The 25,068-nt window shown below is 63.9% G+C and carries 25 protein-coding genes; 15 read left to right on the plus strand and 10 right to left on the minus strand.

The window, feature by feature from the left end; genetic code table 11:
- Nucleotides 1–24 precede the first annotated feature (24 nt).
- Nucleotides 25–390 (plus strand): nuclear transport factor 2 family protein, encoded by a 366-nt coding sequence (locus ABIB73_RS21975; protein WP_354227257.1) that lies wholly within the window; start codon nucleotides 25–27, stop codon nucleotides 388–390.
- On the opposite strand, the gene ABIB73_RS21980 is transcribed toward ABIB73_RS21975, so the two are convergent.
- Nucleotides 387–1,727: a histidine kinase gene (locus tag ABIB73_RS21980; protein WP_354227259.1), complete on the minus strand. Its 1,341-nt coding sequence runs from the start codon at nucleotides 1,725–1,727 to the stop codon at nucleotides 387–389. The two genes, ABIB73_RS21975 and ABIB73_RS21980, sit on opposite strands and share 4 nt — an antisense overlap.
- Before the next feature lie 86 nt (nucleotides 1,728–1,813).
- Here ABIB73_RS21980 and ABIB73_RS21985 point away from each other — a divergent pair, with 86 nt between their 5' ends.
- The 5 genes from ABIB73_RS21985 to ABIB73_RS22005 all read left to right on the plus strand — a co-directional run bounded on the left by ABIB73_RS21985 (nucleotide 1,814) and on the right by ABIB73_RS22005 (nucleotide 7,125).
- Nucleotides 1,814–2,458, plus strand: coding sequence for a response regulator transcription factor (locus ABIB73_RS21985; RefSeq protein ID WP_354227261.1), 645 nt, complete (start codon nucleotides 1,814–1,816; stop codon nucleotides 2,456–2,458).
- Nucleotides 2,459–3,007: 549 nt separating this feature from the next.
- The gene (gene thrC, locus ABIB73_RS21990; RefSeq protein WP_354227262.1) at nucleotides 3,008–4,426 is read left to right on the plus strand and encodes a threonine synthase; all 1,419 of its coding nucleotides are present in this window, start codon (nucleotides 3,008–3,010) and stop codon (nucleotides 4,424–4,426) included.
- Nucleotides 4,423–5,712: a M16 family metallopeptidase gene (locus ABIB73_RS21995; protein WP_354227263.1), complete on the plus strand. Its 1,290-nt coding sequence runs from the start codon at nucleotides 4,423–4,425 to the stop codon at nucleotides 5,710–5,712. The genes thrC and ABIB73_RS21995 overlap by 4 nt, the downstream gene beginning before the upstream one ends.
- Before the next feature lie 38 nt (nucleotides 5,713–5,750).
- Nucleotides 5,751–6,338, plus strand: coding sequence for a GNAT family N-acetyltransferase (locus ABIB73_RS22000; RefSeq protein ID WP_354227264.1), 588 nt, complete (start codon nucleotides 5,751–5,753; stop codon nucleotides 6,336–6,338).
- Between the two features lie 133 nt (nucleotides 6,339–6,471).
- A complete protein-coding gene (locus ABIB73_RS22005) occupies nucleotides 6,472–7,125 on the plus strand; it encodes a hypothetical protein (RefSeq protein WP_354227266.1) in 654 nt (217 codons plus the stop codon).
- 214 nt (nucleotides 7,126–7,339) lie between these two features.
- Here the strand turns inward: ABIB73_RS22005 and ABIB73_RS22010 are convergent, their stop codons facing one another.
- From ABIB73_RS22010 to ABIB73_RS22030, 5 genes are all read right to left on the minus strand, one after another.
- Entirely contained in the window at nucleotides 7,340–7,825 is a 486-nt protein-coding gene (locus ABIB73_RS22010; RefSeq protein ID WP_354227267.1) for a F0F1 ATP synthase subunit B family protein, read from the minus strand.
- 5 nt (nucleotides 7,826–7,830) lie between these two features.
- Nucleotides 7,831–8,394, minus strand: a complete 564-nt coding sequence (locus tag ABIB73_RS22015; RefSeq protein ID WP_354227269.1) for a F0F1 ATP synthase subunit B family protein — start codon at nucleotides 8,392–8,394, stop codon at nucleotides 7,831–7,833.
- Between the two features lie 60 nt (nucleotides 8,395–8,454).
- Nucleotides 8,455–8,685: a F0F1 ATP synthase subunit C gene (locus ABIB73_RS22020; RefSeq protein WP_007599451.1), complete on the minus strand. Its 231-nt coding sequence runs from the start codon at nucleotides 8,683–8,685 to the stop codon at nucleotides 8,455–8,457.
- Nucleotides 8,686–8,738: 53 nt separating this feature from the next.
- Nucleotides 8,739–9,488: a F0F1 ATP synthase subunit A gene (locus tag ABIB73_RS22025; RefSeq protein ID WP_354176156.1), complete on the minus strand. Its 750-nt coding sequence runs from the start codon at nucleotides 9,486–9,488 to the stop codon at nucleotides 8,739–8,741.
- A 113-nt stretch (nucleotides 9,489–9,601) separates the two neighbouring features.
- Nucleotides 9,602–9,976, minus strand: a complete 375-nt coding sequence (locus ABIB73_RS22030; RefSeq protein ID WP_354227270.1) for an AtpZ/AtpI family protein — start codon at nucleotides 9,974–9,976, stop codon at nucleotides 9,602–9,604.
- Between ABIB73_RS22030 and ABIB73_RS22035 the strand changes: the two genes are divergently transcribed.
- The 3 genes from ABIB73_RS22035 (at nucleotide 9,968) to ABIB73_RS22045 (ending at nucleotide 11,477) form a co-directional block, all read left to right on the plus strand.
- Nucleotides 9,968–10,291 (plus strand): hypothetical protein, encoded by a 324-nt coding sequence (locus tag ABIB73_RS22035; protein ID WP_354227271.1) that lies wholly within the window; start codon nucleotides 9,968–9,970, stop codon nucleotides 10,289–10,291. The genes ABIB73_RS22030 and ABIB73_RS22035 overlap by 9 nt on opposite strands.
- A 41-nt stretch (nucleotides 10,292–10,332) precedes the next feature.
- The gene (locus ABIB73_RS22040; RefSeq protein WP_354227272.1) at nucleotides 10,333–10,854 is read left to right on the plus strand and encodes a hypothetical protein; all 522 of its coding nucleotides are present in this window, start codon (nucleotides 10,333–10,335) and stop codon (nucleotides 10,852–10,854) included.
- A 149-nt stretch (nucleotides 10,855–11,003) separates the two neighbouring features.
- Nucleotides 11,004–11,477, plus strand: coding sequence for a secondary thiamine-phosphate synthase enzyme YjbQ (locus ABIB73_RS22045; RefSeq protein WP_354227273.1), 474 nt, complete (start codon nucleotides 11,004–11,006; stop codon nucleotides 11,475–11,477).
- Nucleotides 11,478–11,544: 67 nt separating this feature from the next.
- Here ABIB73_RS22045 and ABIB73_RS22050 read toward each other — a convergent pair whose 3' ends face one another.
- The gene (locus tag ABIB73_RS22050) at nucleotides 11,545–13,170 is read right to left on the minus strand and encodes an MFS transporter (protein ID WP_354227274.1); all 1,626 of its coding nucleotides are present in this window, start codon (nucleotides 13,168–13,170) and stop codon (nucleotides 11,545–11,547) included.
- A gap of 343 nt (nucleotides 13,171–13,513) precedes the next feature.
- On the opposite strand from ABIB73_RS22050, the gene ABIB73_RS22055 reads away from it, so the two are divergent.
- Together ABIB73_RS22055 and ABIB73_RS22060 are read left to right on the plus strand one after the other, a co-directional pair.
- The gene (locus tag ABIB73_RS22055) at nucleotides 13,514–14,185 is read left to right on the plus strand and encodes a response regulator (protein ID WP_354227275.1); all 672 of its coding nucleotides are present in this window, start codon (nucleotides 13,514–13,516) and stop codon (nucleotides 14,183–14,185) included.
- A 78-nt stretch (nucleotides 14,186–14,263) separates the two neighbouring features.
- A complete protein-coding gene (locus ABIB73_RS22060; protein WP_354227276.1) occupies nucleotides 14,264–14,743 on the plus strand; it encodes a hypothetical protein in 480 nt (159 codons plus the stop codon).
- 849 nt (nucleotides 14,744–15,592) lie between these two features.
- Here ABIB73_RS22060 and ABIB73_RS22065 read toward each other — a convergent pair.
- The 3 genes from ABIB73_RS22065 to ABIB73_RS22075 form a co-directional block, all read right to left on the minus strand.
- The gene (locus ABIB73_RS22065) at nucleotides 15,593–19,102 is read right to left on the minus strand and encodes a PAS domain-containing hybrid sensor histidine kinase/response regulator (RefSeq protein ID WP_354227386.1); all 3,510 of its coding nucleotides are present in this window, start codon (nucleotides 19,100–19,102) and stop codon (nucleotides 15,593–15,595) included.
- 188 nt (nucleotides 19,103–19,290) lie between these two features.
- Complete coding sequence (gene hemA / locus ABIB73_RS22070) at nucleotides 19,291–20,520, minus strand: 5-aminolevulinate synthase (RefSeq protein WP_354227277.1); 1,230 nt, start codon at nucleotides 20,518–20,520, stop codon at nucleotides 19,291–19,293.
- Between the two features lie 204 nt (nucleotides 20,521–20,724).
- Nucleotides 20,725–21,459 carry a GntR family transcriptional regulator gene (locus ABIB73_RS22075; protein ID WP_354227278.1) on the minus strand — a complete coding sequence of 245 codons (735 nt, stop codon included), beginning with the start codon at nucleotides 21,457–21,459 and terminating at the stop codon, nucleotides 20,725–20,727.
- Nucleotides 21,460–21,618: 159 nt separating this feature from the next.
- Between ABIB73_RS22075 and ABIB73_RS22080 the strand changes: the two genes are divergently transcribed.
- The 4 genes from ABIB73_RS22080 to aroQ all read left to right on the plus strand — a co-directional run bounded on the left by ABIB73_RS22080 (nucleotide 21,619) and on the right by aroQ (nucleotide 25,025).
- A complete protein-coding gene (locus tag ABIB73_RS22080) occupies nucleotides 21,619–22,647 on the plus strand; it encodes a TRAP transporter substrate-binding protein (protein WP_354227279.1) in 1,029 nt (342 codons plus the stop codon).
- A 19-nt stretch (nucleotides 22,648–22,666) separates the two neighbouring features.
- Nucleotides 22,667–23,215, plus strand: a complete 549-nt coding sequence (locus ABIB73_RS22085) for a TRAP transporter small permease (protein WP_354227280.1) — start codon at nucleotides 22,667–22,669, stop codon at nucleotides 23,213–23,215.
- Nucleotides 23,212–24,492 carry a TRAP transporter large permease gene (locus ABIB73_RS22090; RefSeq protein ID WP_354227281.1) on the plus strand — a complete coding sequence of 427 codons (1,281 nt, stop codon included), beginning with the start codon at nucleotides 23,212–23,214 and terminating at the stop codon, nucleotides 24,490–24,492. The genes ABIB73_RS22085 and ABIB73_RS22090 overlap by 4 nt, the downstream gene beginning before the upstream one ends.
- Before the next feature lie 101 nt (nucleotides 24,493–24,593).
- The gene (aroQ, locus tag ABIB73_RS22095) at nucleotides 24,594–25,025 is read left to right on the plus strand and encodes a type II 3-dehydroquinate dehydratase (RefSeq protein WP_354227282.1); all 432 of its coding nucleotides are present in this window, start codon (nucleotides 24,594–24,596) and stop codon (nucleotides 25,023–25,025) included.
- The last annotated feature ends 43 nt before the right edge of the window (nucleotides 25,026–25,068 follow it).

Genomic DNA, 25,068 nt, shown 5'->3' on the forward strand with positions numbered 1-25,068 from the left:
TTCCGCGGCAGACAGGATTTTGGCGTGAGAGATTTCGATCAGATGGGAATTGTCGTCGATTGGGTGGATGCCTGTCGAAAGGGCGACCTCGCGACGTTGCTCGACCTCTATGCCGACGACGCCGAGGTCGAATGCGCGTGCAACGGCACGCATTTCTATCGCGGCCGGCACGAGCTCGAAACCTATTGGGGTCCGCAGCTCAGCGCCTTTTCGTCGGCGGGCTTCGGTCTGGAGGAGATCCATCCCGCGCAGAACGGCGTCGATCTCGAATACTCCGTCGCAGGTGCACTGCGCATCCGCGCCTCGTTTCGCTTCAGCCCGGAAGGCAAGATCTACAGCACGCTCTGCGAGCCTGCGCGGCAGAGCTCGCACGGTTGCGGCGCGTGCTAGCCGGATATCGGCGCGTCGCGCATCTCTCCGACCGGCAGGCGGCAGCGCACATAGGTTCGTTCGTCGGCACGCAGGAGTGACAGCGATCCGCTGAGCGCGCGTACGCGCTCATGCATGCCGGTCAGGCCGCGGCCAAAGGCGTTGTCGGCGGGAAAGCCGCCGCCGTCGTCGGAGACTTCGACTGCGAGCATATCGCAGGCAATAGCAGCCTGCACGTGGACGTTGCCCGCCCTGGCGTGGCGTAGCACGTTGGTCAGCGCCTCCTGGATCACGCGATAGACGGTCTGGGCCAGCGGCCCGTCGATTCGGTCGAGCGCCGGGTCGATCGTTGCCGTCAGGGTGATATGCGGCGCCTGTCTGCGAAAATTCCGGAGCAGAGTCTGCACGCTGGTCTCGAGGCCCAATTCCTCGATGTAGAGCGGCCGCAGCCGGTCGAGGATGCGACGGTTGGTCTGCTGGAGGGCTTCGACCGATTGCAGCACCTCTTGTGCCGAATTGCCGAGATGTCCCGAAGGCGGCATGGCCTCGATCAGTGCGATCGTGCCGGCGCGGATGCTGAACAATAGTGGCCCGAGCTCGTCATGCAGCTCGCGGGCGAGATCGCGTCGCTCATTGTCCTGGAGCGACACCAGCCGATGCAGGAGATCGCGATTGTCCTGGCTCAATTGCGCGAGCGTCGCCGCGAGCGCATTGGCCTCCTCGCAGCTCTGCCGGATCTCCGGCGGTCCCCCGACCGGGATCGGCTTTGCATAGTCGCCACGGCGCATCCGCGTCAGCCCTGCGCCGAGATCTTGCAGGGGGCGCAGCGCCGAGCCCGCGGAGACATAGACGATGATTCCGGTGACCCCCGTCAGCACGGCGACGAGGCCAGTCAACGCAAGGAAGCCGACCCATTTCTCGAACAGGTCGGCCGACAGGTCAGGCCGGAACACAATGTCGCCAACGTGCTTGCCCTTGATCGTCACCGGCGATGCTGCGTTCACGTCCGGGATGGTGAGGAGGTCGACGAACCATCGTGGCACGCCATGCGGGTTGCGCAGGGCGTCATCCGCGCGAGGGGCGGGACCCGCCTCCACAGGATGGAATTGGATATCGGAGGCGTTGTCCATAGAGTGGATGAAGGCCTCGAGCGTCTGCTGCGGATTGTCTGAGGCCTGCAGGGTGCTGTTGAGCACTGTCGCGACCATCATGGTCGAGCGCCGCCTCGGCTCGTTCTCGTCGGCCAGCTGGCCGGTCGCGAAAATCTGGAGCAGCAGGGCGCCCATGACCAGCGCGGCGGCAAAGCTCACGCCGAGCGGAAGAATCAGCTGCGTCCTGAACGGGAGTCGTCGCCACATTAGGTCAATTCTAACGCGCATCGGCGGGATTCTCTCTTTCCATTTGTTCCCGTCGGTCTATGAGTCCAAAAACAAGAGAGCGCGCGATGCAAGATACCGCCAAGCCGGCGACCAGGGTCCTGATCGTCGACGACCATCCCGTGGTGCTGTCCGGTTGCCGCACCCTGTTCGCATCCGACCATTCCATCCGCATCGACGAGGCGAGCGACGCCAAGTCCGGGCATCGGGCCTTTATCAGCAAGCGCCCCGACGTCACCGTCATCGACATCAGCCTGCCCGACGTCTCCGGCTTCGAACTGATGCGGCGGATCCGCAAGGATGACCCGGACGCCAAGATCATCATGTTCAGCATGAATGACGACCCGGCCTTCGTGGTGCGCGCGGTCGAGCTGGGCGCGCAGGGCTATGTCTCCAAGGGCGACGATCCGCGGATCCTGCTCAAGGCGGTGCGCAAGGTGGTCGCAGGCGACAATTTCATCTCGCCGCAGCTCGCGGAGGCCGTAACGTTCTCCGGTGCCGCGATCAAGGCCAATCCCGCCTCGCAGATGACGCCGCGGGAGCTCGAGATTCTCCGCCTGCTCGGGCGCGGCAACAAGATCGTCGAGGTCGCCGAGGCGCTCGGCATCTCCTACAAGACGGTCGCCAACACCACGTCCCTGCTCAAGCAGAAGCTCGGCGCCAAGAACCATTCCGATCTGATCCGGATCGCGGTGGAAATCGGTATGAACTGACGTCCGTCAGGGACCGAACCGGCTGCTCCAGGATGCTGCCGGTTCGGCCGACGGATCGGCATCGCCATCGTCCGGGCAATGCGTGGACGACGGCTGACACCATCCGCCGACACAATGGGCCGACGCGGCGTTCGTTCCTTGTCTGGTGTCAATATTCGGGAAAAAGCGGCAACAAGGTCGAATGCTGTGCTGGCTGACAGCCGGCGAGACCGAGGCATATCGGGAAAAACAGGAACATTTGGGGGCCCGCGCCGTTTTGGCCTTGACGATCCGATGACAGGCGACGAAAGCTCGGGCGAACAATTTCAGCGGGTAGGCCACCCGCACAAGGAAAACCGGTCTGCACACATCAACGACAGACCTTCCAAGAGAGGGCTGCGGCATCGCCGCAGCCCTTTTTCGTTGGACGAAGTGCGGCCGGGAAGCGGTTTCCCGAGGCCGCAAAACACTCTATGGTGCCGGAATCGCCTCTGGAGGCGAACTAGGAACGTTGTAAAATCAAAGGCTTAAGGCCAGGATTCAGGTTCGGGCCGGCCTTTGGAGGGCAGTTTGACTCGTTATATCTCGACCCGGGGCGAGGCCCCCGAGCTTGGCTTTTGCGACGTGATGCTGACCGGGCTCGCCCGCGACGGCGGCCTCTATGTGCCGGTGACCTGGCCGCAGCTCTCGGCCGAGACCATCGCCGGCTTCTTCGGCCGGCCCTATTGGGAGGTTGCGGTCGATGTGATCCGTCCCTTCGTCGGCGGCGAGATTTCCGACGCCGAGCTCGGCCGCATGGCCAACGAGGCCTATGCCACCTTCCGTCATCCGGCTGTGGTGCCGCTGCGCCAGATGGCGCCGCATCAATTCGTGCTGGAGCTGTTCCACGGTCCGACGCTCGCCTTCAAGGACGTCGCGATGCAGCTGATCTCGCGGCTGATGGACCATGTGCTCGCCAAGCGCGGCCAGCGCACCACCATCGTGGTCGCGACCTCCGGCGACACCGGTGGCGCCGCTGTTGATGCGTTTGCCGGCCTGGAGAATGTCGACCTCATCGTGCTGTTTCCGCACGGCCGCATCTCGGAGGTGCAGCAGCGCATGATGACGACGACAGGCGCGGCCAATGTCCACGCGCTCGCCATCGAAGGCAATTTCGACGACTGTCAGGCGCTCGTGAAGGGGATGTTCAACAACCATCGCTTCCGCGATGCGACGTCGCTGTCCGGGGTCAATTCCATCAACTGGGCGCGCATCGTCGCGCAAGTGGTCTACTACTTCACATCTGCTGTTGCTGCCGGCGCGCCCGCGCGCGCGGTGGATTTCATCGTGCCGACCGGAAATTTCGGCGACATCTTTGCGGGCTACGTCGCCAAGCGCATGGGGCTCCCCGTGCGGACCCTGCGCATTGCCGCCAACGTCAACGACATCCTTGCCCGCACGCTCAAGACCGGGATCTACGAGGTTCGCGAGGTGCATGCGACTGCATCGCCCTCGATGGATATCCAGATCTCCTCGAATTTCGAGCGGCTGCTGTTCGAAGCGAGCCGGCGCGATGCGGCCGGCGTGCGCCGGCTGATGGAGCAGCTCAAGCAGTCCGGGCGCTTCGTGCTGCCGGATGCGACGCTGGCGGCGATCCGCGAGGAGTTCGACGCCGGCCGTGCCGACGAGACGGAGACAGCGGCTGCGATCCGCGCCGCCTGGCGCGAGGCCGGCGAGCTGGTCGATCCCCACACTGCGGTGGCACTCGCGGTTGCGGACCGCGACACCACCGATACGACCGCGCCCAATATCGTGCTCTCCACCGCGCATCCGGCCAAATTCCCGGATGCCGTGCAGGCGGCCTGCGGCCAGCGGCCGCAACTGCCGGCCTGGCTCGACGGTCTGATGGCCAAATCCGAACACATGAAGGTGATGAAGAACGATCAGGCCGAGGTGGAGCGGTTCGTGCTGTCGGTCAGCCGCGCCGCTAAACAGGGAGTTGCCGGATGAGCGTCGAAATCTCCAAGCTTGCGTCCGGCCTGACCGTCGTCACCGACAACATGCCCCATCTCGAGACTGCCGCGCTCGGCGTCTGGGCCGGCGTCGGCGGCCGCGACGAAAAGCCGAATGAGCATGGCATCTCGCACCTCCTCGAGCATATGGCCTTCAAGGGCACGACAGGGCGCTCTTCGCGCGAGATCGTCGAGGAGATCGAAGCGGTCGGCGGCGACCTCAATGCCGGCACCTCGACCGAGACGACCTCCTATTATGCCCGGGTGATGAAAGCCGACGTGCCGCTGGCGCTCGACGTGCTCGCCGATATCCTCGCCAATCCCGCCTTCGAGCCCGACGAGCTCGAGCGTGAGAAGAACGTCATCGTGCAGGAGATCGGTGCGGCGCAGGACACGCCCGACGACGTCGTGTTCGAGCATCTCAACGAGCTCTGCTATCCCGACCAGCCGATGGGCCGCTCGCTGCTCGGCACCGCGAAGACGCTGAAAGGCTTCAACCGCGACATGCTGCGCGGCTATCTCTCGACGCATTACCGCGGGCCCGACATGGTTGTGGCGGCCGCCGGCGCGGTCGATCACAAGCAGGTCGTCGCCGAGGTCGAGAAGCGCTTTGCGAGCTTCGAGGGAACGCCAGGGCCGAAGCCCCAGGCCGCCATGTTCGGCAAGGGCGGTGCCAAGGTGGTGCATCGCGAGCTCGAGCAAGCGCATCTGACGCTGGCGCTGGAAGGCGTGCCGCAGACCGATCTGTCGCTGTTCTCGCTCCAGGTCTTCACCAACATCCTCGGCGGCGGGATGTCGTCGCGGCTATTCCAGGAGGTGCGCGAGAAGCGCGGCCTGTGCTACTCGATCTACAGCTTCCACGCGCCCTATACCGACACCGGCTTCTTCGGCCTCTACACCGGCACCGATCCGGCCGATGCGCCGGAGATGATGGAGGTCGTCATCGACGTCATGAATGATTCGGTCGAGACGCTGACCGAAGCCGAGATCGCCCGCGCCAAGGCGCAGATGAAGGCGGGCCTGCTGATGGCGCTGGAGAGCTGCTCTTCGCGCGCCGAGCAGCTTGCCCGGCACGTGCTGGCCTATGGACGGCCGCAGACGGTGCAGGAGCTGGTGGCCCGGATCGATGCCGTCAGCGTCGAATCGACCCGCGATGCAGCGCGTGCACTGCTTTCGCGCAGCCGCCCTGCGGTAGTTGCATTGGGCAGCGGCAGGGGTCTGGACACAGCGGTATCTTTTGCGGAAGGATTGACCCGGACGCGCGCCAAGGCGCGGCTGCATTAGGAGCCGCGCACGGGCGACCCGCCCCGGGAAGCATCACCATGGCCCTCTTTCGCCTGCCATCCAGTGGACCCGCCGCCCTCGCTCCGCGCGGCAACGGGCTCCTGCTGCGCGCGCCGCAGATGTCGGACTTTCTGCAATGGGCGCATCTGCGCGAGACCAGCCGCGACTACCTCACGCCGTGGGAGCCGATCTGGCCGTCGGACGATCTCACCCGTTCCGGCTTCCGTCGCCGCCTGCGTCGCTATTCCGAGGATATCGCCGCGGACCGCTCCTACCCCTTTCTGATCTTCCGCGAGCTCGACAGCGCCATGGTCGGTGGCATCACGCTCGCCAATGTCCGGCGCGGCATCGTGCAGGCCGGCACCATCGGCTACTGGGTCGGCCAGCCCCATGGCCATCGCGGCTATATGACGGCGGCGCTGCGGGTGCTGCTGCCGACGCTATTCGGCGAGCTCAACCTGCACCGGGTCGAGGCCGCCTGTATCCCGACCAATGCGCCATCGATCCGGGTGCTGGAGAAATGCGGCTTCTCCCGCGAGGGGCTGGCCCGCCGCTATCTCTGCATCAATGGGGTCTGGCAGGACCATGTGCTGTTCGGCCTGCTGCACGAGGATTTCCGCGGCTGAGCCGGGCCTTGCGTGCAGCCAAAGCCAGCTTTTTTCCTGCCTTGTTTTCCTGCCTTGGGATCGCCGATTTTGGCGATATAACCCGCAATCGGCCGGTGACTGGCCGGGATGTTGTCATGGAGTACAGGCGTTCATGAACGAGCTTCGATCATTGCGGAATGCGCTGCGGCGAGGTCCCGTGATCGCGCTGGCGCTGTCGGTCTCACTCGCGGCCGTCTCGCCGGTCGCGGCGCAGTCGCTGACCGACCGCTTCAAGGGCCTGTTTGGCGGCAAGTCCGACGAGCCGGCCCAGTCCAAGCCGGCGCCCGCGCCGGGCCAGCCGCCGGCTGATGACGACGTCGATTGTCCCCAGGTCACGGTGCGCGCCGGGGCGTCAACCTATGCGGTCGGGGCGACGGGCAAGCCGGCTGTCGGCAACGACGTGCGTTTCCAGGCTTCCATCACCAAGATGGCACGTGAGTGTGCCCGCAATGGAGGCGAGATCACGGTGCGCGTCGGCATCCAGGGCCGCGTGATTGCCGGCCCCGCCGGCGCGCCGACCACGGTCGATGTCCCCCTGCGCGTCGCCGTGGTGCAAGGTGGCGTCGGCGAGAAGGTGATCGCCTCGAAGGCTTACCGGACCACGGTCGAGATGTCGGAGGGCGGCAGCGTGCCGTTCACCTTCGTCGCCGAGGACCTGTCCTATCCGGTGCCGTCGGCCGCGACAGCCGATTCCTACATCTTCTATGTCGGCTTCGATCCGCAGGCGCTCGCGCCCGAGCCGAAGGCGCGCGGGAAGAAGAAGTAAGTCGCTACAGTTTCAGCCGTCATGGCCGGGCTTGTCCCGGCCATCCACGGTTCTTTCCAGTGGAAGCCCAGACGTGGATGCCCGGGACATAGGCGAGCGGAAGCGACGCCGTCCTTCGGACGGCTATGCCCGGGCATGACGATGAGGAAGCAGCTTGCCCAACAAAAAGCCGGCGCTTTCGCGCCGGCTTTTTTGATTGATGAGGCGTTCGCCCTCAGTTCAGCTTCTGCCGAACCTCGGTGATGCCCTTGGCGAGCAGGTCGTCGGCGACCTGGCCCTTGACCGACTGCGACAGGATCGTGGAAGCGGCCTGGACAGCGGCTTCCGCGGCTGCGGCGCGAACGTCGGCGAGCGCCTGGGCCTCGGCGAGCGCGATCTTGCCCTCCGCGGTCTTGGTGCGGCGGGCGACGAAATCTTCCATCTTCGCCTTGGCCTCAGTCGCGATGCGCTCGGCTTCGCTCCTGGCGTTGGCGATGATGTCGGCTGCCTCGCGCTCGGCCGAAGCGGTGCGCGCCTTGTAGTCGGCGAGCACCTTGGCCGCTTCCTGCTTGAGGCGCGTCGCGTCGTCGAGCTCGGCCTTGATGCGGTCGGCGCGATGGTCGAGCGTAGCCATCGCCTTCTTGAAGACCCCGAGATAGCCGAACACGACCATCAGGATCACGAAAGCGATGGCGACCCAGGTTTCAGGATCGAAGAACATATCGATTAACCCTTCAAGGACGCGTCAACGGCGGCATTGACCGACGCCGCATCCGGAACGACGCCCGTGAGCTGCTGCACGATGGAGCCTGCCGCATCGGCCGCGATGCCGCGGACGTTGCTCATAGCAGTCGTGCGGGTCGAGGCGATGGTCTTCTCCGCCTCGGCGAGCTTGGCCGCCAGCTGCTCTTCCAGAATCTTGCGCTCGGCTTCCGTCTGCGCATTTGCCTTGTCGCGGGACTCGTTGCCGATCGCCTGTGCCCGCGTGCGCGCCGAAGCGAGCTCGCCTTCATAGGCCTTCAGCGCCGCGTCGGACTGGTCCTTCAGCTTCTGCGCTTCGGCGAGATCGCCCTCGATCTTGTTCTGACGCGCCTCGATCGCACCGCCGACGCGCGGCAAAGCGAGCTTGGACACGATCACGTAAAGCACGACGAAGAAGATCGCGAGCGACACCAGCTGCGAAGCATAGGTGCTGCTCTCGAACGGCGGAAAACCGCCACCGTGACCGCCTTCGGACTCGGTGTGAGCGCCCGCCGCCGGACTTTTCGCCCCGCCATGACTCTCAGCCATGGATTACTCCTGTTGCTGTCATGCGCGCCGCTTCGGTTGAAGCGGCGCGAAACGTCGTCCTCAGAGCGGAACGAACAGCAGCAGCAGCGCGATCAGCAGCGAGAAAATGCCGAGCGCTTCGGTCACGGCGAAGCCGAAGATCAGGTTGCCGAACTGGCCCTGAGCGGCCGACGGGTTACGAACGGCCGCGGCGAGGTAGTTGCCGAAGATCACGCCCACGCCGACGCCCGCACCGCCCATGCCGATGCACGCGATGCCCGCGCCGATAAGTTTTGCTGCTGCCGGATCCATTTTAGACTCCTTGGAAGAAAGATTGGGTTTTGGGTGGAAATTCCCCGGACCGCTCAGTGTCCCGGATGAATGGCGTCGTTGAGGTAGATGCAGGTCAGGATCGCAAACACATAGGCTTGCAGGAACGCGACCAGAATCTCGAGAGCGTACAGCGCGACCGTGAGCGCCAGCGGCAGCACGCCGCCGACCCAGCCCAGCGCGCCGAGCGAGAAGCCGAGCATGGCGACGAAGCCCGCGAACACCTTCAGCGCGATGTGGCCGGCCAGCATGTTGGCGAACAGACGGACGCTATGGGAGACCGGCCGCAGGAAGAACGACAGGATCTCGATGAACATCACCAGCGGCAGGATGTAGCCGGGGACACCGTGGGGGACGAAGATCGAGAAGAATTTCAGGCCGTTCTTGGCAACGCCGTAGATCAGGACGGTGAAGAAGACCAGCAGCGCCAGGGCTGCCGTCACGATCAGGTGGCTCGAGATCGTGAAGGTATAGGGGATGATGCCGACCAGGTTCGAGACGCAGATGAACATGAACAGCGAGAAGATCAGCGGGAAGAACTTCATGCCTTCCGCGCCGGCGGTCGAGCGGATGGTCGAGGCCACGAACTCGTAGGAGATCTCGGCGACCGACTGGAGGCGTCCGGGAACCAGCTGCGTACCGCTGGCAAGCATCAGGATCGAGATGATCGCCACCGCCACCAGCATGTAGAGCGATGAATTGGTGAAGGCGATCGTGTGATTGCCGATATGGCCGATCGTGAAGAGAGGCTCAATGTTGAACTGGTGGATCGGATCGATTTTCATCGGCGCGGCATCTCTTGGTCTGCCGGGGCTAGCCGGCTGGTCTCGGTCTGCCGGCCGGGCCGGCCCGCACCGGCGAAGCCGGTACGATCATTCCTCTCCTCATGTCGGATCGGCTATGTACCACCGCGCCTGTTTTGACCCGCACCCGCCGTTCTCACCACATTCACCACGCCGGCCACGAAGCCAAGCAGCAGGAACACGATAAACCCGAAAGGCGACGTCGACAGCAAGCGGTCGAATCCCCAGCCAATCCCCGCTCCGACAACGACCCCGGCGACCAACTCGGAGGATAACCGGAAACCAAGCGCCATCGCCGAGGCTCTGGCCGCTCTGTCTTCACCGTCACCTGCGGGTTGCTCGGTCTTGATGTGGCGGCCGCGAAATTCGGACAACCGCTGATCAAGATTTCCGAGCCGTTCGGAAAGCGCAGCTTCCTCGGGCGATCTATCGCGATCTCCATTCCCGCCGTGTCCCGTGTCTTGAGCCATGCCACGAAGACCCGAAACGCTGCGGTTGAATGGAAATTACGCCCGCCACCCTCAAAAGCCGCGCGGACCATACTGACCGTATATAATCAAGTCAAGCCAAGTCACGATCGCGTCGTGTTCGGTTATGTAGTTGATTTTATTGGTGATATTTCCTTAGGCGCCAGCGCTGCACACAGCGTGACGCCGCACCGCAGCAGCTCTCCGCGCGATCAGCCGATGTGGCCGACATTTCGCCGTGCTCCCGGGATCAAACGGACCAGCACGATCGTTGATTTCATGGGCCGGTTTTTGGCGGATTGGCTCACCGCGGTGTAGAATTGCAGGAGAGCCGCAGAAGCGTCGTGGCGGAGAGTGCGATGAGACCAGCGACGTCATCCACAACATCATGGCTTGGGGCGGCTGCGATTGCAGCGGTGATGGCCACCAGCGGCGGCTTGGTGGCCGCGCAATCGGCGCCCGACGGTGAAAACGGCCGCTACAGCATGACGCCGATCCCGGAGGGCGTGCTGCGGCTCGACACTCGCACCGGTACGGTGTCGACCTGCACCGAGAACGGCGCCGGCTGGGCCTGCTACGCCGTGCCCGACGAACGCTCCGCGCTCGATGCCGAGATCGGCCGGCTCCAGGCTGAAGTCGAGAAGCTGAAGGGACAGCTTGCAGCCGGGCCGACCGTGTCGGGCAAGATCGACGAGGCGCTGCCGAAATCCGATCCGCTGAAGAAGGCGGAGCCGAAGGTCGCCGATGGCGACCGCAGGATCGAAATTCCGCTGCCGAGCGACCAGGACGTCGATCGCGTGATGTCATTCCTGGAAAAGGCTTGGCGGCGTCTGATCGAGATGGCCAACCGCGTGCAGAAGGACGTGTCGGGGAAGATTTGAGTTGTCGTCCTGGCGTCGTCCCGGCGTAGGCCGGGACCGATACGCCGCGAGCCCTCCATTTTTCTCGGTGCACGTTGCCACCGTTCGCCATCAAGAACATTTGGGATTATGGGCCCCGGCCTTCGCCGGGGCGACATGCGAGAATTTCGATGACATCAGCCAGATCGCTGACGCGCTCAGCGCCATCGACCGTGCAGGCCACCATTATCTCATCGTCACTGCTTACCGTGCAGACGCCGGGCCGCGACTTCACTGATCTGACCGCCGAAGTTGCGAAGTTCATCAGGGAGGTTCATGCGCGCGACGGTGCGTTGACGCTGTTCATCCGCCACACCTCGGCCTCGCTGACGATCCAGGAAAATGCCGATCCTTCCGTGCTCGTCGATCTCACGACGGCACTCTCGCGCCTCGCGCCTGAGCACGCGCCCTGGACCCATGACACCGAGGGATCGGACGACATGCCGGCGCACATCAAGACGATGCTGACGGGGACGTCGCTGCACGTGCCGGTGCTCAACGGCGCGCTCGCGCTCGGCACCTGGCAGGCGATCTATCTGGTCGAGCACCGCGCGCGTCCGCATCGGCGCGAGGTCGTGCTGCAATTCATCGGCAGCAATCAGTAAGGCCCCAAAAGCAAAACCGGCCGCAGATCGCTCCGCGGCCGGTTGACGAAAGGCGTCCGCGACGCGATCAGTTCGCCTTGATGTCCACGTCCTTGGTCTCGGGCAGGAACAGGAAGCCGACCACGGCGGTGATGACCGCGAAGATGATCGGATACCAGAGACCGGCATAGATATCGCCGGTCGAGGCCACGATCGCGAATGCGGTCGCGGGCAAGAGACCGCCGAACCAGCCGTTACCGATGTGGTAGGGCAGCGACATCGAGGTGTAGCGGATCTTGGTCGGGAACAGCTCGACCAGCATCGCCGCGATCGGCCCGTAGACCATGGTGACGAAGATCACCAGGATGAACAGGAGGCCGATGATGGCGGCGACCTGCGGGCGGAAGATGTCGAACGGATTCGACATCTTCACGATGCCGGCGTCACCCGCCTTGGGATAGCCGGCGGCCTGCACCGCGGCGAGCACCGCCGGGTTGCTGTCCTTGGCGTTCGCGTAGGCCACCTCCTTGCCGTTGACGACGACCTTGACCCCTGAGCCTGCAGCGCCGCTGGACGTCGAGTACTTGACCGACGACTGCGACAGGAAGGCGCGCGCGGTGTCGCAAGGTGAGGTGAAGACGCGGGTGCCGACCGGGTTGAACAGGTCGCCGCAGCCCGCGGGATCGGCCACCACCTCGACCTTGGTCTGCTCGATCGCCTTCTCCAGCGCCGGGTTGGCGTTGGTGGTGATCATCTTGAAGATAGGGAAGAAGGTCAGCGCCGCGATCAGGCAGCCGCCGAGGATGATCGGCTTGCGGCCGATTTTGTCGGATAGGACGCCGAAGACGACGAAGAAGCCGGTGCCGAACAGGAGCGACCAGGCGATCAGCAGGTTGGCGGTGTAGCCGTCGACCTTCAGGATCGATTGCAGGAAGAACAGCGCGTAGAACTGGCCAGTGTACCAGACCACGCCCTGTCCCATGGTGCCGCCGAGCAGCGCGAGCAGCACGAGCTTGCCATTCTGCCAGTTGGCGAAGGCCTCCGTCAGCGGCGCCTTCGAGCCCTTGCCCTCGTCCTTCATCTTCTGGAAGATCGGCGATTCATTGAGGCGGAGCCGGATCCAGACCGAGACGCCGAGCAGCAGCACCGAGACCAGGAACGGAACGCGCCAGCCCCACGCCGCGAAGTCGGCTTCGCCGGTTGCAGTGCGGGTGAACAGGATCACCAGCAGCGAAAGGAACAGTCCCATCGTCGCGGTGGTCTGGATGAAGGAGGTGTAGTAGCCGCGCTTGCCGTTCGGGGCGTGCTCGGCGACATAGGTTGCCGCACCGCCATACTCACCACCGAGGGCGAGACCCTGGGCGAGACGCAGCGCGATCAGGATCACGGGCGCCGCAAAGCCGATCGTCGCTGCACTCGGCAGCAGGCCGACGATGAAGGTCGAAAGGCCCATGATCAAGATGGTGACGAGGAAGGTATATTTGCGGCCGACGATGTCGCCGATGCGGCCGAACACGATGGCGCCGAACGGGCGCACCAGGAAGCCTGCGGCAAACGCCAAGAGCGCGAAGATGTCGCGGGTCGCCGGCGGATAGGCCGAGAAGAACTGCGCGCCGATGATCGGAGCGAGCGATCCATATAGATAGAAATCGTACCACTCGAAAACGGTACCGAGCGAGGAGGCCAGAATGACGAAACGTTCGTCCTTTGTCATCCCACCCGCGCCCGTTTGAGACACAGCCATTGTCGACATCTTGAGTCGCTCCCCGAAATGCGTTTCCTCGCGTCCCAGAAGTCCGGGCATGCCGGATCAACCTGAGTCTTGCCCCAAAGGTAACATCGGCGTGAAACTGGCCCCAATACGACTTTCGGCCTTGCGCACTGACGTGCACCTGACGGGCGGGTATGCGGTGCGGCGCGGCAGGAACGAGGCTCCGGATTAACCCCTTTCCCGCAAAGGAATAATGTGCCCTTGCATGCCACGGCTGGTCGGGGAAGAATTGACCGCGGCGCCGGTCCGGACTACTGGCCCGGTTGCGAACAACAGCAAGAGATCGATGAACGCTCCCTCCACCCATCTCGTCATTGCCGATGACCATCCGCTGTTCCGCGATGCACTGCGGCAGGCGGTGGCCGGTGTCCTGAGCACGGCGAAGATCGACGAGGCCGGGTCGTTCGAGGATCTGACGAAACTGCTGGAGCAAACCTCCGACGTCGACTTGATCCTGCTCGACCTCTCGATGCCCGGCATCTCCGGCTTCTCCGGCCTGATCTATCTGCGCGCGCAATATCCGGCGATCCCGGTGGTGATCGTCTCGGCCTCCGACGACAGCGCCACAATTCGCCGCTCGCTCGATTTCGGCGCATCGGGCTTCATCCCGAAGCGGTTCGGCGTCGAGACTCTGCGCGACGCCATCCTCAAGATCATGGACGGTGACGTCTGGGTTCCCGCGGATACCGACTTGTCGGCCGCGGCCGACCCCGACATGACCCGCTTGCGTGACCGCCTGGTGACGCTGACGCCGCAGCAGGTGCGGGTGTTGATGATGCTGTCGGAGGGGCTGCTGAACAAGCAGATCGCCTACGAGCTCGGCGTCTCCGAGGCGACCATCAAGGCGCATGTCTCGGCGATCCTGCAAAAGCTCGGCGTCGAGAGCCGGACGCAGGCCGTGATCGCCGCCGCCAGGATCGCCGGCGGCCAGTGGAAGCAGGGCTCCCCGACTGGGTAGGGCGTGTAGTCATTGACGCGCGGATGTCCGATCTTGAGAACGAGGTGGGATTATTCCGATCGCTCAGAGCGTTCGGTTTTGACTCATGCAGACCTTAAGAAGACTTGGTATCGTGGTGCGATGATTAGCGATCAGCGTGCAAATATGCGTACATGGAAGACGACAAGGCTTTGCGCGCTTTGTTTGATTGTTTGTTGTCTTATTTTCGACCGGGCAGAGGCCTGCGCGGTGGCGAGTTCGCAACGTGGTGTGCTCTTTGACCATATTCCCGAAGGAATCGACGCGCCAGTAATCGTCGAGGTGACGATCGTCAGCAGAGGAGCCGATATTAGCTCTCCGGACCATACTCCATTGGCAGTCATGAATGCTCGGGTCGAAAGGGTCGTCAGGGGAACAATCGACAGCGACGCGTTAAAAGTCGTTACCTATCTTAGCACTTGTACCAGAATTGGCGTAGGACATGGTTTCGTGGTCGGTACGCTCGAGCATGATGCTCAGCTTGGGCTCAAGCTGATTGCGATACAGCGATCCTATGAGATTCTCACGCAAAGACGATGAATTCGGCCCGTCTAATCGAAGTCTGCTCAGTGAGCCGGAGCGGCCGCAATTTGCCCACGTAGAGTTCCTCTCAGGTTGGCCCAACCCGGAAGTACGACGCAATTCGTTTTTGCGTCATATCGATTTCCCCAAGCTCTTGCGTTGCCTGCTGGGCAAAACAGCTACGGCTGGGTCAATCAGCCTTCGTTAAAATATTCCACTTTACCGAAATTCTATTTTAGCGTATTCCCCGCCCATCCCGATCCGGCGAAGAGGGGCGGTCGTACGTCGTCACGAGCCGCGGATCGGGCTGCGGTGGACGCATGCAGCGCCGTCGCGGATGCCGGTTGCAGGGCGGGGCAGCGGATTGAGCCGAGCCCCGTGAGCGACCGGCAAGCCGCGTTGTACGAACGGCGTTTCGTCCTGGTTCGCCTTTGGCGAAGCAGGATCGCCTGCGTACGGCAAAACCGTGTGGTCCTGGCCGTCGTTGCTACGGTCAAGCCTCGCGAATGCGGCATCGGCGTCAACCGGCGCGGTGCTGGTGACTTTCGCGGTGGCGAGGGAGGCCAGAGGGAACTCGGCTCCCGGGAGAGCGCGGCATAATCCGTCCGACCATCGCGCAGGGAAGGCCGTGTGTTCGGCTTCACCTGTATGCTGCTGTGCGGTTCTTCCTGCGTGTGCATTTCGCGCAGTGGACCGCGGGTGCCAGCCGGCACCCGGCCTTCCCTGCGCCCTTTATTCGAAGGAGCGCAACGCGGAGAGTAAAACTCGGGCGAATTGCGCCGCGAGAAGGCGAGCGCATGTCTGCGAGTCAAATGCTGATTGGGGATGACGATGGTACCCCATGCTCCGTCATTTGCGAGCGAGCGCCTACTCCGCCGCCACCAACTGCTGCGTGCGCCATTGCCCGAGCAAAGCGCGCAGCGAAGCCGGCTTCACCGGTTTGTTCAGCACGGCGATCTTCTCCTCGCGCGCGGCCATCTGCACGGCGGGGCTGCGGTCGGCGGTGATCAGGATCGCCGGAATGGTGTCGCCGAAGCGGCGGCGGATGTCGCGAATTGCAGCGACGCCGTTGCCGCGGTCGAGGTGATAGTCGACGAGCAGGCCGGTGACGCGTTTGCCAGCGGCCTCGATCGCGGTAATCGCGCCTTCGGGATCGGCGACCGCGATCACCTCGGCATCCCAGGCCTTCAAGAGCGTGCGCATGCCGTCGAGGATCGCGGCATCGTTCTCGATGCAGACGATCAGCGCGCCCGCGATCGGCGCGCGCGCCAGCGGCGTTGCACTGGTCACCGCGGCGGTGAGCGTCACCGCCTTCGCCGTCGGTACCGTCACGGAGAACAACGAACCGCCACCGGCATTGGCGTCGATGGCGATGCCGTGGTTGAGCACGCGTGCCAGCCGCTCGACGATCGAGAGCCCCAGCCCTAGCCCGCGCGCGATCCGCGCACCCTGCTCAAGGCGGTGGAATTCCTTGAATATCTCGCCGCGCTTGACGGTCGGGATGCCGACGCCGGTGTCGTAGACGCAGATCTTGAGCGAGGCGCCACGGCGGCGGCAACCGACCAGCACGCGCCCGCGCGGGGTGTATTTGATCGCGTTCGAGATCAGGTTCTGCAACAGCCGCCGCAGCAGCAGCCGGTCCGATTCGACCGGCAGCGAGCAGGGGACGAAGGCGAGCTCGAGGTTCTTGGCGCGGGCGATCGGCGCGAACTCGATCTCCAGCGAGCGCATCAAATCGGCCATCTTGAAGCTCGAGATCGAGGTCGTCATGGCGCCGGCATCCAGCCGCGAGATGTCGAGCAGCGCGCCGAGGATCTCCTCGATGGCCTGGAGCGACTCGTCGATGTTCTCGACCAGCCGCGTCTCTTCGCCGCTGTGCTGGCGCTCGACCAGGCTCGTGACATAGAGCCGCGCCGCGTTCAGCGGCTGGAGAATGTCGTGGCTGGCGGCGGCGAGGAAGCGGGTCTTGGAGATGCTGGCGTCTTCCGCCGAGCTCTTCGCCAGCGCCAGCTCCGAGTTCAGCCGGGTCAGCTCCTCGGTGCGGTCGCGCACACGCTTTTCCAGCGTCGCATTGGCGCGCTCCAGCGCTTCGGCCGCTTCGAAGGTGGGCGTGACGTCGGTGAAGGTGATGACGAAGCCGCCGCCGGGCATGCGGTTGGTCAGGATCTCGATTACCATGTGCCGTTCCGGCAGACGTTCGAGATAAGGCTCGCTGTCTGTGGTGTAGGCCGCAAGCCGCCGCTCCAGCATGGCTTCGCGCTCGGCAGGATCGTCGGGATTGCTCACGCCCATGAACTCGAGGATTTCGCGCAACGGCGTGCCGAACTGGATGAAATGCGGCGGCACGTTGAGGAGATCGCCGAACTGCCGGTTGGAGCAGATCAGTTGCAGGTCGGCGTCGAGCACCGCGATGCCCTGGCGCACATGGTTCAGCGCGGTCTGGAGGATCTCGCGGTTGAAATGCAACGCCGCGTGGGAATCGTCGAGCAGCTTCAGCGCGGCTTTCGCGGACACCGTCCGCTTGCGCAGCAGGAGTGACATCACGAGGCGCGAGGACGCCGCGCCGATCGAGGACGCGATCAGGTGCTCGGCGTGCTGCAACAGCTCGAAATCGGCAGGCGCAGAGAGCTCCAGCCGCACATTGCGCCTTGCCGAGAACGCCTCGAAGGAATGCCGGGCGCGGTCGGGTCCGAGATATTGCGCGACCGTGGTCTGGATGTCCTGCACCGTGATGGTGGTGCGCCAGCGGCGGAAGTTCGGGGCGATCGGGGCGAGCGTGTTGGGCACGAACAGATCGGCTTGCACCAGCTCGATGGAGGAGGGCCGCCGCGCCAGCGACAGCAGCACATAGGTGAGGATGTTGAGCGAGAGCGACCAGACGACGCCATGCATCAGCGGCGGCAGGTCGGCGCCGAACAGCGCCTGCGGCCGCAACGCTTCGATGCCGAAGGGGCCGTGCTGGAGCAGCAGGATCCCCGAGGTCGAAGTATCCATGAAGCTCGGGATGAACAGCGTGTAGAGCCACACAGCGAAGCCGACCAGCATGCCGCCGATCGCGCCGCGCGCGGTCGCTCGCCGCCACAACAGACCGCCGAAGAAGCTAGGCGCGAGCTGCGCGATGGCGGCAAAGGAGAGCAGGCCGATCGCCGCAAGCTGGGTGTTGCCGAGCGCGCGGTAGTAGAAATAGGCCATCACCATGATGGCGAAGATCGCAAGCCGCCGCGAGCGCAGCAGGAAGTCGCCGAAATCGGTGGCGCCGGTACGCCCCTCAGGCCTGCGTTGCAGCACCAGCGGCACCACGAGGTCGTTCGAGACCATGATCGAGAGCGCGACGCATTCGACGATCACCATCGCGGTCGCCGCCGACAGGCCACCGACGAAGACGGCGACACTGAGAAGCCCCGCACCGCCCTCCATCGGCAGTGCCAGCACGTACATGTCGGGATCGACCGCGCCGAACGGGAAGCTGATGAGGCCGGCGAGCGCGATCGGGATCACGAACAAATTGATGGCGACGAGATAGAGCGGGAACAGCCAGCGCGCGCGGCCGACTTCGGCGTCGGACGAGTTTTCGACCACGCTGACGTGGAATTGGCGCGGCAGCAGCATGATCGCGCAGAACGACAGCAGCGTCATGGTGAGGAAGTTGCCGATCGACGGCGAATAGTCGATGGCACGCACCGCCTCCGGCGTCTTCATCGCGCGCTCGATCAATTCATGCGGCGAGAACATCCAGAAGGTGACAAAGATGCCGGCGGCGAGGAAGGCGACCAGCTTGATGATGGATTCGGTCGCAACTGCCAGCATCAGGCCGTGCTGATGCTCGGTGGCATCGGTCTGCCGCGTGCCGAACAGCACCGCGAAAGCCGCCATCGCCAGCGTCACCATCAGCGCCATGTCGCCGAGGATCGGGATGTGGGAGAAGGCCTGGTCCTCGCTCAAGATGACTTCGAGCGAGGAAGCGACCGCCTTGAGCTGGAGCGCGATGTAAGGCACCGAGCCGATGATCGCGATCAGCGCCACCGTTGCGGCCACCGCCTGGCTCTTGCCGTAGCGCGCACCGATGAAGTCGGCGATCGAGGTGATGTTGTGGGCCTTCGCGAGCTGGATCACGCGGCGCAGGACACCGGCGCCGAGCCCGATCATCAGGATCGGGCCGACATAGATCGCGAGGAAGTCGGTCGAGGTGCGGGTGGCGAAACCGACCGAGCCGAAGAAGGTCCAGGAGGTGCAGTAAATCGCCAGCGACAGCGGATAGATCAGTCCGGACGCGCGGCCGCGCCTGGCCGGCGAGCGGCGGTCGCCATGGCTCGCCACCAGGAACAGGAAGCCGATATAGCCGAAGGCGGCAGCGATCACGCTCCAGTCGTGCAGCATGGCGAGCGCGCTCTCCCCGGGCGCGACCGCGCCCGATCTCATTTTCCCTGCAAATCTAGCGCGTTGGGCGGTCGCAAGCGACAGCGAAATGCCCGATGGGGGCGGGAATTGGCATTGTCGTTAAGCTGCTCGGCAGGCCGTCGGCCCCATCGTCGTCCTGGCTTTTCGCCAGGACGACGGCGGGGCGGCTACTCCGCCGCCAGCGACTTTTCGCGCAGTGGCAGGCCCAACCGGTCCCACACTTGCAGCAGCGCTTCGGCGAGCTGATCGATGAGGCCGTCGTCGTGATAGGGCGAGGGCGTGATGCGCAGGCGCTCGGTGCCCTTGGCAACCGTCGGATAGTTGATCGGCTGGATGTAGATGCCGTGCTGCTCGAGCAGCAGGTCGGAGGCCTGCTTGCACTTCTCGGCGTCGCCGATGAACAGCGGCACGATGTGGGTGTGGTTCGACATCACCGGGAGACCGGCGGCATTGAGGATCGCCTTGACGCGGGCGGCGCGGTCCTGGTGGCGCTCGCGCTCCCAGTTCGAGGTCTTCAGGTGCCTGATCGCGGCGGTTGCGGCCGAGCAGATCGCCGGCGGCAGCGCGGTGGTGAAGATGAAGCCCGGCGCGTAGGAGCGCACGGCGTCGATGATCTGGCCATTGGCGGCGATGTAGCCGCCGAGGCAGCCGAACGCTTTCGCCAGCGTGCCTTCGAGAATGTCGATACGGTGCATCACGCCGTCGCGCTCGGCGATGCCGCCGCCGCGCGGGCCGTACATGCCGACGGCGTGGACCTCGTCGACATAGGTCATCGCGCCGTACTTCTCGGCGAGATCGCAGATCTTTGCGAGCGGAGCGACGTCGCCGTCCATGGAGTAGAGGCTCTCGCATGCGATCAGCTTCGGCCGGCTCGGGCCGGCAGCCTTTAACAGCTCTTCGAGATCGGCGAGGTCGTTGTGGCGGAATACAATCCGCTCGCAGCCGGACTGGCGGATACCCTCGATCATCGAATTGTGGTTGAGCTCGTCCGACAGGATCAGGCAGTTCGGGATCAGCTTTGCGATGGTCGCGATGCCGGTCTGGTTCGAGACGTAGCCCGAGGTGAACAGCAGCGAGGCTTCCTTGCCGTGGAGATCGGCAAGCTCGGCCTCGAGCTGCACCAGCGGATGATGCGTGCCCGCGATGTTGCGAGTGCCGCCGGCGCCGGTGCCGACGCGCGTTGCGGTCTCGACCATGGCGCCGACCACCTTTGGGTGCTGGCCCATGCCGAGATAGTCGTTCGAGCACCAGATCACGACGTCGCGCTTGCCGTTGGGCGAGTGCCAGAACGCATGCGGGAACCGCCCGGCCAGGCGCTCGAGGTCGGCGAACACGCGGTAGCGCCGCTCGGCATGGAGACGATCAAGCGCGGAATTGAAGAACTGGCTGTAATCCATCGGCAAACCTGCAACGGAACCTGATCAAGGGGCCGCATCTTCTTAGAGCTTTTCCAGCTCTAATGTCTATGCGCTATCCCACATTTGGAAGGGCGGGGCATTTGGGCAAAATGCCCTATCGGCCAAGGGGCGACTTGATTCCGATCAAGCCGCTCACGGCTATTTGTAATGCTGATGTGCGGCGGGTGCCGCGCGGCCCCAAAGCTAGCCGGCCTTCGCCTTTTTCCGCGGTTCCGCACGAGGCTCTTTCACGGCGGCCACTGGCTTTAACCAATCCGAATTGCGCAGCGCATGCGTCACGCAATCATGGATGTGGGTGTGCAGCACCTCGTTCGCGCCCTTGACATCGCGCTTCAGGGCCAGCTCCTTCAACTCGCGATGCTCCGCCGCGGCCATCTCGCCGCGAAACACCACTGCGATCATCTGGTAGCGCAGATAGCGGTCATAGACCGCGGCATGCGCATCGAGCAGCACCTTGGATCCGCAGGCCGCGACAAGCGCGCGGTGAAACTGGAAATCGCATTGTTTCCAGCTCTCGGCGTCGGATCTTTCGCCCGACAGCAGCATCCGCTCCATTGCCGAAAGCTTGTGGTGCGCCGAGACGATGCGCGCCTCCCAGTCGAGATCGCCGGCCGCAAAGGACTTCTCGATCATGTGGCCTTCGAGCAGCTCACGCAGCTCGGCGATCTCCTGGAATTCGGTCGCCGAGATCGGCGCGACCTCGAAGCCGCGCTGGCCTTCGGCGACGACGAAGCCCTCTGAGCACAGCCGGTTCAGCGTCTCGCGCAGCGTCGAGATGCTGGTGCCGTAGGCGCCGCTCATCCGCTCGAGCTTCAGCTTCTGTCCCGGCACGAGCTTGCCGAAGATCAGGTCGGTGCGGATGCGGCGGTAGGCGCTGTCGCCCACCGTCTCGGCGGTCGTGTCGGGAAGGGTGTCCATGCCTCATCCTAGCGCTTCGAACGTGCGTTTTGACAAATTTCCCATCTTTATCAAGCGTTTCTAGTAATATATGATAATATCGAAAGTATCAGTTGATTTATATTTCGTCATATAAGATCGTCCCATCCCAAGAGACTAGATCCAACAGGGGAGGGGGCGATGCCCGTTCGGTTCAAAGGTCTGGCCTGGGTGGCGGCGATCGGCGCGATCGCATTTGGCGCGATGGGGCCAGCTTCGGCGCAGAACATCCAGGAGCGCACCATCCGCTGGGGGCACCTCAACAACACCGACCATCCCGTCAGCAAGGGCGTGCAAAAATTCGCCGAGATCGTCGCGGCCAAGAGTGGCGGCAAGATCAAGGTGCGCGAATATCCGGCCAACCAGCTCGGCAGCGAGATGCAGCAGCAATCGGCGCTGCGCGCCGGCACACAGGAGATGCAGTCGCCGGCGACGACGTCGCTGGTTGGCATCGTCAAGGATTACGGCCTGATCGATTTTCCGTTCATCGTCTCGACGCCGCAGCAGGCGGACGCGCTGCTCGATGGTCCGCTCGGCGCGGCGCTGCTCGCGAAGTTGCCGGAGAAAGGCCTCGTCGGTCTCGCCTATTGGGATCTCGGTTTTCGCAACGTCACCAACAGCCGGCGTCCGATCACCAAGGGCGACGACCTCGACGGCATCAAGATCCGCGTGATCCCGAACCCGGTTTATCTGGAGACCTTCAAGGCCTTCAACGCCAACCCGGTGCCGATGAGCTTTTCCGAGCTCTACGGCGCGCTGGAGACCCGCACCGTCGACGGCCAGGAGAATCCGTTCTCCGTCATCCTGTCGAACAAGTTCTTCGAGGTGCAGAAATATCTCAGCGTCACCAACCACACCTATTCGACCAACATCATCCTGATCAGCAAGAAGTTCTGGGACGGGCTTTCGCCCGACGAGCAGAATATCTTGCGGGACGCCGCAATCGAGGCGCGCGACTATCAGCGTCAGGTCAGCCGCGAGCAGGCCAAGGCCGCGATCGACGAGCTGAAGGCCAAGGGCATGGAGATCAACGAGATCGCGCCTGCCGAGCTCGCCCGCATGCGCGACAAGACAAAGCCGATCGCTGAGAAATTCTCCGCCGACTACGATCCCGCGATCGTCAAGCTGTTCAACAGCGAGCTCGACCGCGTGCATGCGTTGAAGCCTTGAGTGCTGCGGGCCTGTCGCCATGAAGATGATCGTCGATGCTTATTTCTGGCTGCTGCGCGCGGTCATCGCGGTGTTGCTAGCCGCCATGGTGGTGCTGGTGTTCAGCAATGTGGTGCTGCGCTACGGCTTCAATTCCGGCATCGCGATCTCGGAAGAGCTGTCGCGTTGGCTGTTCGTCTGGATGGTGTTTCTGGGCGCGATCATCGGCATGAAGGAGCACGCCCATCTCGGTGTCGATAGCCTGGTCAAGGTGCTGCCGCCGCTCGGGCGGAAGGTCTGTTACGGACTAAGCCACGCGCTCATGCTCTACGCTTCGGTGCTGCTGACGGAGGGATCGTGGAAGCAGACAGTCCTGAACTGGGACACGGTGGCGCCGGCCTCGGGGCTGTCGGTCGGTCTGTTCTATGCCGCCGGCATCGTGTTCAGCGCCTCGTCCTGCGTGATCATCATTCATGAGCTCTACCGGCTCGTGGCCGGGCAGATCGCCGATGCCGACCTGATCGCGATCAGCGAATCCGAGGAGCTGCCGCACTCTCCCGAAGCCGCCGGCGGAAAGCTCCAGGCATGACCGTCGCCGTCTTCACCTTCTCGCTGCTGGGCGCCATGGCGATCGGCATGCCGATCGCGTTCGCGCTGATCATATGCGGCGTTGCGCTGATGGCGTATCTGGCCATGTTCGACTCCCAGATCATCGCGCAGAACGTTGTCAACGGGGTCGATTCCTTTCCGCTGATGGCGGTGCCTTTCTTCATCCTCGCCGGCGAGGTCATGAACACCGGCGGCCTGGCGCGGCGCATCCTCAACTTCGCGATCGCACTGGTCGGCCATTTCCGCGGCGGGCTCGGCTATGTCGCGATCCTCACCTCCTGCATCCTGGCCTCGCTCTCGGGTTCGGCGGTCGCGGATGCCGCAGCACTCGGTGCGCTGCTGGTGCCGATGATGGCCGCCGCCGGCCATAATCGCGCCAGTGCGGCAGGGCTGGTCGCGGCCGGCGGCATCATCGCGCCGGTGATCCCTCCGTCGATCGGTTGTGTTATCTTTGGCGTCGCCGCCAATGTCTCGATCTCAAAGCTGTTCCTGGCCGGCATCGTGCCCGGCCTGCTGCTCGGCGCCGGCCTGTGCTGTGCCTGGTGGTGGGTGGTGCGCAAGGAAAACCCCGCGCGCCTCCCGCGCAAGAACCTTGCCGAGATCTGGCGCGCGTTGATCGACGGCTTCTGGGCCTTGATGCTGCCGATGATCATCATCTTCGGTCTGCGCTTCGGCATCTTCACGCCGACCGAAGCCGCCGTCGTCGTCGCGGTCTATTCGCTGGTGGTGGCGATGGGCGTCTATCGCGAGCTCAAGCCGTCGCAACTCCCGGCGCTGCTGGTCTCTACTGCGCAGACCACGGCGGTGGTGATGTTCCTGGTGGCGGCCGCGCTGGTCTCGTCATGGCTGATCACGGTCGCCGATATCTCGGGCCAGATCGTCGCCATGGTTCAGCCGTTCGCCGGCAACAAGACCGTTCTTACCATCGTGCTGATGATCATCGTCGTGATCCTTGGCACCGCGCTCGATATGACTCCGACGATTCTGATCCTGACGCCGATCCTGATGCCGATCGTGAAGCAGGCCGGCATCGACCCCGTCTATTTCGGCGTGCTCTTCATCATCAACAATGCGATCGGCTTGATCACGCCGCCGGTCGGCGTCGTGCTCAACGTGGTCTCCGGCGTCTCCCGGGTTTCGATGGATGATTTGATCCGCGGCGTCTGGCCGTTCATGATCGCGCAACTCGCTGTGCTAGCCTTGCTGACGCTGTTTCCCGTTCTCGTCACCGGCCCGGCAAAGTGGTTCGGCGGATAAAGCATGATCCGGAAAAGTGTGCAGCGGTTTTGCCTCGCGACAAACGCGAAACGCGTTTGCGCGGAGATCATGCTCAAACAAAGTTTTCGAAAGGACCTTCCATGAAGCGCGTGATGATCCTCAACGGTCCCAACCTCAACCTGCTCGGCGTGCGCGAGCCGCACATCTACGGCACCACGACGCTCGCCCAGGTCAACGACAGCTGCGAGGCGGCCGCCGCAAAACTCGGGCTCAAACTTGCCTTCCACCAATCCAATCATGAAGGCGTACTCGTCGACCTGATCCAGTCGGCGCGGCAGGATGCCGATGCCATCATCATCAATCCGGCCGGCTTCTCCTTCACCTCGGTCGCGATCATGGACGCGATCAAGGCGTTCGAGGGCCCGGTGCTGGAAGTCCATGTCTCCAACATCCACGCCCGCGACGAATATCACCGGCACTCGAAGATCTCGTTCGTGGCGACCGGCGTGATCTGCGGGCTGGGGCCGTACGGCTATATCGCGGCAATGCACGCGATCGCGCAGATGAAGTGAGATGAGCGGTCTGAGCGGCCAGTCGTTCCACAAACTCGTCATG

It is taken from the genome of Bradyrhizobium sp. F1.4.3 (genome assembly GCF_040548375.1).
In the GTDB taxonomy this organism is placed as follows: Bacteria; Pseudomonadota; Alphaproteobacteria; order Rhizobiales; family Xanthobacteraceae; genus Bradyrhizobium.

Excerpts from the sequence above, each read along its gene's own strand:
- ABIB73_RS21980 (WP_354227259.1), bottom strand. The coding sequence starts at position 1,727 with ATGTGGCGACGACTCCCGTTCAGGACGCAGCTGATTCTTCCGCTCGGC.
- ABIB73_RS21985 (WP_354227261.1), top strand. The coding sequence starts at position 1,814 with ATGCAAGATACCGCCAAGCCGGCGACCAGGGTCCTGATCGTCGACGAC.
- ABIB73_RS21995 (WP_354227263.1), top strand. The coding sequence starts at position 4,423 with ATGAGCGTCGAAATCTCCAAGCTTGCGTCCGGCCTGACCGTCGTCACC.
- ABIB73_RS22000 (WP_354227264.1), top strand. The coding sequence starts at position 5,751 with ATGGCCCTCTTTCGCCTGCCATCCAGTGGACCCGCCGCCCTCGCTCCG.
- ABIB73_RS22005 (WP_354227266.1), top strand. The coding sequence starts at position 6,472 with ATGAACGAGCTTCGATCATTGCGGAATGCGCTGCGGCGAGGTCCCGTG.
- ABIB73_RS22010 (WP_354227267.1), bottom strand. The coding sequence starts at position 7,825 with ATGTTCTTCGATCCTGAAACCTGGGTCGCCATCGCTTTCGTGATCCTG.
- ABIB73_RS22015 (WP_354227269.1), bottom strand. The coding sequence starts at position 8,394 with ATGGCTGAGAGTCATGGCGGGGCGAAAAGTCCGGCGGCGGGCGCTCAC.
- ABIB73_RS22020 (WP_007599451.1), bottom strand. The coding sequence starts at position 8,685 with ATGGATCCGGCAGCAGCAAAACTTATCGGCGCGGGCATCGCGTGCATC.
- ABIB73_RS22025 (WP_354176156.1), bottom strand. The coding sequence starts at position 9,488 with ATGAAAATCGATCCGATCCACCAGTTCAACATTGAGCCTCTCTTCACG.
- ABIB73_RS22030 (WP_354227270.1), bottom strand. The coding sequence starts at position 9,976 with ATGGCTCAAGACACGGGACACGGCGGGAATGGAGATCGCGATAGATCG.
- ABIB73_RS22040 (WP_354227272.1), top strand. The coding sequence starts at position 10,333 with ATGAGACCAGCGACGTCATCCACAACATCATGGCTTGGGGCGGCTGCG.
- ABIB73_RS22045 (WP_354227273.1), top strand. The coding sequence starts at position 11,004 with ATGACATCAGCCAGATCGCTGACGCGCTCAGCGCCATCGACCGTGCAG.
- ABIB73_RS22050 (WP_354227274.1), bottom strand. The coding sequence starts at position 13,170 with ATGACAAAGGACGAACGTTTCGTCATTCTGGCCTCCTCGCTCGGTACC.
- ABIB73_RS22055 (WP_354227275.1), top strand. The coding sequence starts at position 13,514 with ATGAACGCTCCCTCCACCCATCTCGTCATTGCCGATGACCATCCGCTG.
- ABIB73_RS22065 (WP_354227386.1), bottom strand. The coding sequence starts at position 19,102 with ATGCTGCACGACTGGAGCGTGATCGCTGCCGCCTTCGGCTATATCGGC.
- hemA (WP_354227277.1), bottom strand. The coding sequence starts at position 20,520 with ATGGATTACAGCCAGTTCTTCAATTCCGCGCTTGATCGTCTCCATGCC.
- ABIB73_RS22075 (WP_354227278.1), bottom strand. The coding sequence starts at position 21,459 with ATGGACACCCTTCCCGACACGACCGCCGAGACGGTGGGCGACAGCGCC.
- ABIB73_RS22080 (WP_354227279.1), top strand. The coding sequence starts at position 21,619 with ATGCCCGTTCGGTTCAAAGGTCTGGCCTGGGTGGCGGCGATCGGCGCG.
- ABIB73_RS22085 (WP_354227280.1), top strand. The coding sequence starts at position 22,667 with ATGAAGATGATCGTCGATGCTTATTTCTGGCTGCTGCGCGCGGTCATC.
- ABIB73_RS22090 (WP_354227281.1), top strand. The coding sequence starts at position 23,212 with ATGACCGTCGCCGTCTTCACCTTCTCGCTGCTGGGCGCCATGGCGATC.
- aroQ (WP_354227282.1), top strand. The coding sequence starts at position 24,594 with ATGAAGCGCGTGATGATCCTCAACGGTCCCAACCTCAACCTGCTCGGC.